The sequence below is a fragment of the uncultured Bradyrhizobium sp. genome (genome assembly GCF_936928535.1).
In the GTDB taxonomy this organism is placed as follows: domain Bacteria; phylum Pseudomonadota; class Alphaproteobacteria; order Rhizobiales; family Xanthobacteraceae; genus Bradyrhizobium.
Map to the genome: position 1 here is coordinate 1 of NZ_CAKZHY010000025.1, position 3601 is coordinate 3601.

Below are 3601 nucleotides of genomic sequence, written 5' to 3' on the forward strand. Positions count from 1 at the left end.
CAGAATCACGACGGAATCATACCAGCGCTAATGCGTTTTCACACAGCCAGGGTCACAAGGAGCCTTGGCCCGCTTGGCGTTGATGTCGGCTACGGGAAGGCTAAGCAGACGTAGCGGAGATGTTGAGCGCGCACGCTGCTGCAGTTAGCTCGGCGGCGGCGCAGGCTTTAACCCAAGAAGCTTTGAAGTCGGGCGCTGGGATCGCCCTAAAATAGGGTCCGGTGCTGAAAAAGGGACCCGTTGGAAATCGAGACACGGCGGGAAGCGAATGCTCTGCCGCGCGGCACCGATGATCATCAGCATCTTGTGTTCTCCGGTTCATTTGGTGGTGCTGTCAATGCGGTTGAGAAGCCGGGACACGGCAGTGGGGTGCCACACCTCACCCCGAGGAGCCTTGATGCCCCTCGCATGAAGCTCGTCAGCAATGGCTCGTGTGGTGGCGATCCAAGCAGCGCGTATGTCTTCCACGATGCCCTTGAGGTCAGCGGCGCGCTGAACAGCGTTCTCCTTGAGCTTCGCCACGGCGCGGTCATTTCCCACCTGCTTCCCCCGGAGAGCGCGGGCTCCGTTGGGGTTGCCAAGCTTCACTCCGCGAGCCTTAGCAGCCGCAAGGGCGGCTTTGGTGCGCTCACCTATCAGCCCTACTTCTAGCTCAGCCACCGCTGCCATCTGCGTGAGAAGGAAGCGGCCCATGGCGCCTGGGGGCACGCTCGGGAGGTCGCAGAACACTAGGTCAACCGTGCTCGACGCCAAGGCTCTGAGGAGGTCCACGTCACGAGTGAGCCGGTCTAACTTCGCGAAAACGAGTTTGGCGCCAGACACCTTGGCATGCGCTAAGGCCGCTGCGAGCTTGGGGCGGTCGTTACGCTTGCCGCTCTCCACCTCCACGTACTCGGCGAGGACCTTCCACCGACCACCATTCAGGTAGCTCTCGACGGCGGCGCGCTGCGCCTCAAGGCCAAGGCCACTCTTCCCCTGCTTGTCCCGCGACACCCGCAGGTACGATACGAACTTGCCCTCAGCCATTGCAGCCATTCCACACAAATCGATGTAACGAACGTTAGATCAATTTGTAACAGAGCCGTTCAGGCATTGCCGCATCTGTTTGGGAATCCCTGCGATTCCGTTTTGCATGGCTTTCACACCCGTCAGCCGAAGCAGATTTGGCCTTGAGGATAAGCGGGATAGCCGGAAGGTGTTGAACAAAAGGAGGCCGAGGAACCCGAGCATGGTACAATGAGTGCAACCGAGGCGAGTCGCTGGAGAAGGCATGAATGTGCAATCGAAGCCGTCCCGTAAGGTCAGGGAGCGGTTCAAGATGAGCGGCCGTGGACTGATGGAAGACGACCCTGAGAACTTCGACCCGCTGCCTGTCGTGATGCTTCCGGCCTCGTTTGCCATTCCGTCCTTACAGCGAATGGAGGCGTTCGTTGCAGCCATCAATTCGCCTCTGGATGCAACGGAGGTTGCCAGCGGTCTTCCTGAATGACGATCATTTTCGAAGATATGAGGGCGATGAGATTGAGTAGGATCACGAAATGGCGTTGACGAAGAAGAAGCGATACAAGCGGACCAAGTTCACTCCAGAGGTGTTGCGGGAGGCACTAAGCCGGATAGGCCCAGCGGACAAAATGAAACCTGTCTCGATGGATGTCGAATTGGCCAATGAGGTCGAGTGGTCTTTCGACGAACTCAACGAGTTTCTTGCCGCCTACCGCGCGAGCGACATCCAGAGCGCGCATATGAATTTCCAGGAGTTGGGCGGATGGGCGAATCTCACCGTGTCATTTTCGGGGCATGCCACGCGAGTGAGAGTCCAAAAGACGTTGAGGAGCGAGATTGAGCGCGTCTTTGAGGTCTTCGAGGATTCGGCAGATGCGTGTGCACTGCCAAAGGAGACGGAGCAGTCCATCAAAGACAGGCTCGTCATCTTTGTGGGTCATGGTCGAAACCCGGCTTGGCGGGACGTCAAGGATCACTTGCAAGACAAGCACGGTTACCAAGTCACCGCGTATGAGACGGGCCCACGCGTCGGACTTCACATTGCTGACGTTCTCGAAGCAATGGAGGACGAGGCGAGTTTCGCAATCTTGGTTATGACCGGCGAAAATGAAGATCAGAAGGGCGAACTCCACGCACGGGAAAACGTGATTCACGAAGTGGGATTGTTTCAGGGACGCTTAGGCTTCCGCCGAGCAATTGTGCTGTTGGAGGATGGTTGCTCGGAGTTCTCCAATCTCTCTGGCGTCCAGTACATTCCATTCGCCAAAGGGAACATCAGAGAGACTTTCGGCGAAATACTTGCAACGATCCGACGCGAGTTTGATGCTGAGTGAGGCTCAGAGCCAGATGTCGGCCAGCACGCAGCCTACGTCACGCGGCGCACGACCGTGCTGCCTGTTGCTTCAATACAAAAAGCGGATACAAAGAGCGAAGCAGTGAGCGGAAATTCGTTAGGTTTTTCAAGGCTGAGGGCAGTGCTTCGCGGTTCCCACCCAACTGTACCAGCGATGGAAGACTTCGCAGGCAAAGACGCGATAGGTCAGCCGTTCTTCGCTTTCGCATACGGGGCCTGTGGGAAACAGGGAAAGCGCTAGAGCGAAACCATTGTCCAAGTGCCTAATCTACTCGGAATCGGTGTAATTGAGGGGTAGTGCAATCGGATTTTCGATTGTTTATCAGGGGACCGCTACTCCGTTAGCCGAATTTCAGCATGAGAGAAATCAAGGCGTTTGTCGGTCACAGCTTCACCGACGGTGATGCGCAAGTTGTCCGCAAATTTACCGACTACTTCGATTCTATAACCCGTTCGCATCCGCAGTTTAGTTGGGAGCACGCCGAGAATGCTGAGCCTCGCATCCTGACTGAAAAAGTTCTGCGGCTCATCGAAGATAAGAACACGTTTATTGGAATCTGTACTCGCAAGGAACAAGCGACGTCGCCTTCCAAATTGAAGTCACTTCTTCTGCAGCCACAATCGTGGAAAATTGGGAAGGTGGATCTCGCTTGGAAAACCTCAGATTGGATTATCCAGGAAATCGGCTTGGCAATCGGCCGACGTTTGAACATCATCTTGCTTATTGAAGAGGGTGGTGCGTGATCCAGGCGGCTTGCAGGGGGACATCGAATACATTCCGTTCAATCGAGACGCTCCAGAAAAGGCTTTCGGCAAAATACTTGAGATGCTGAGTGCGCTGTCCCCGCGCGCAACAACCCAGTCGCCGGCGGTGTCTGATCCGAAGCTAACAGAATCTGTCTCTGAGCAGCTCGCCGAAACGAAGGAGGCGGAGCTTGCAAAGCCGGACGGTACTTGGACCACGGACGCGTATGAGATGGCAGCAGTCCGAGCCGTTTACGACGAGGACACAATACGCCTCTCTGAGTTGACGAGTTTGTTCAAGGCGAGCGCTCTTGGGAACCATCCCGACAAGGCTGCAGGCTGGGACGCCTTTGTTGAGTACGCGAAACTCAACCTGGATAAGGGAGGAAAACTTCAGCGAATTAAGGAGATTGAAGAGAGGCATCCAACTGCCACTACAATGTACTAGGTCGTGTCCCCGGTGGTGGTGTAGCTCGGTAGAGCAAAGCCGCCCGGACGCGC

General features: G+C 56.1%; 5 protein-coding genes. 4 read left to right on the forward strand and 1 reads right to left on the reverse strand.

The genetic code is table 11. The annotated features are described in order from the left end of the window. Nucleotides 1-318: 318 nt before the first annotated feature. Nucleotides 319-1026 carry a recombinase family protein gene (locus Q0687_RS03265; RefSeq protein ID WP_298872202.1) on the reverse strand — a complete coding sequence of 236 codons (708 nt, stop codon included), beginning with the start codon at nt 1024-1026 and terminating at the stop codon, nt 319-321. Between the two features lie 244 nt (nt 1027-1270). On the opposite strand from Q0687_RS03265, the gene Q0687_RS03270 reads away from it, so the two are divergent. The 4 genes from Q0687_RS03270 (at nt 1271) to Q0687_RS03285 (ending at nt 3548) form a co-directional block, all read left to right on the forward strand. Then, nucleotides 1271-1489, forward strand: coding sequence for a hypothetical protein (locus Q0687_RS03270; RefSeq protein ID WP_298872204.1), 219 nt, complete (start codon nt 1271-1273; stop codon nt 1487-1489). 49 nt (nt 1490-1538) lie between these two features. Then, nucleotides 1539-2336, forward strand: coding sequence for a nucleotide-binding protein (locus Q0687_RS03275; protein WP_298872207.1), 798 nt, complete (start codon nt 1539-1541; stop codon nt 2334-2336). A 377-nt stretch (nt 2337-2713) separates the two neighbouring features. After that, nucleotides 2714-3100 carry a hypothetical protein gene (locus Q0687_RS03280; RefSeq protein WP_298872209.1) on the forward strand — a complete coding sequence of 129 codons (387 nt, stop codon included), beginning with the start codon at nt 2714-2716 and terminating at the stop codon, nt 3098-3100. Further along, complete coding sequence (locus Q0687_RS03285; protein ID WP_298872212.1) at nt 3093-3548, forward strand: hypothetical protein; 456 nt, start codon at nt 3093-3095, stop codon at nt 3546-3548. Before Q0687_RS03280 ends, Q0687_RS03285 begins: the two co-directional genes overlap by 8 nt. Nucleotides 3549-3601 lie beyond the last annotated feature (53 nt).

What these genes read in the sequence shown, in the direction of transcription:
- Q0687_RS03280 (WP_298872209.1), top strand. Translation starts at nt 2,714, where the DNA reads ATGAGAGAAATCAAGGCGTTTGTCGGTCACAGCTTCACCGACGGTGAT.
- Q0687_RS03270 (WP_298872204.1), top strand. Translation starts at nt 1,271, where the DNA reads ATGAATGTGCAATCGAAGCCGTCCCGTAAGGTCAGGGAGCGGTTCAAG.
- Q0687_RS03265 (WP_298872202.1), bottom strand. Translation starts at nt 1,026, where the DNA reads ATGGCTGAGGGCAAGTTCGTATCGTACCTGCGGGTGTCGCGGGACAAG.
- Q0687_RS03275 (WP_298872207.1), top strand. Translation starts at nt 1,539, where the DNA reads ATGGCGTTGACGAAGAAGAAGCGATACAAGCGGACCAAGTTCACTCCA.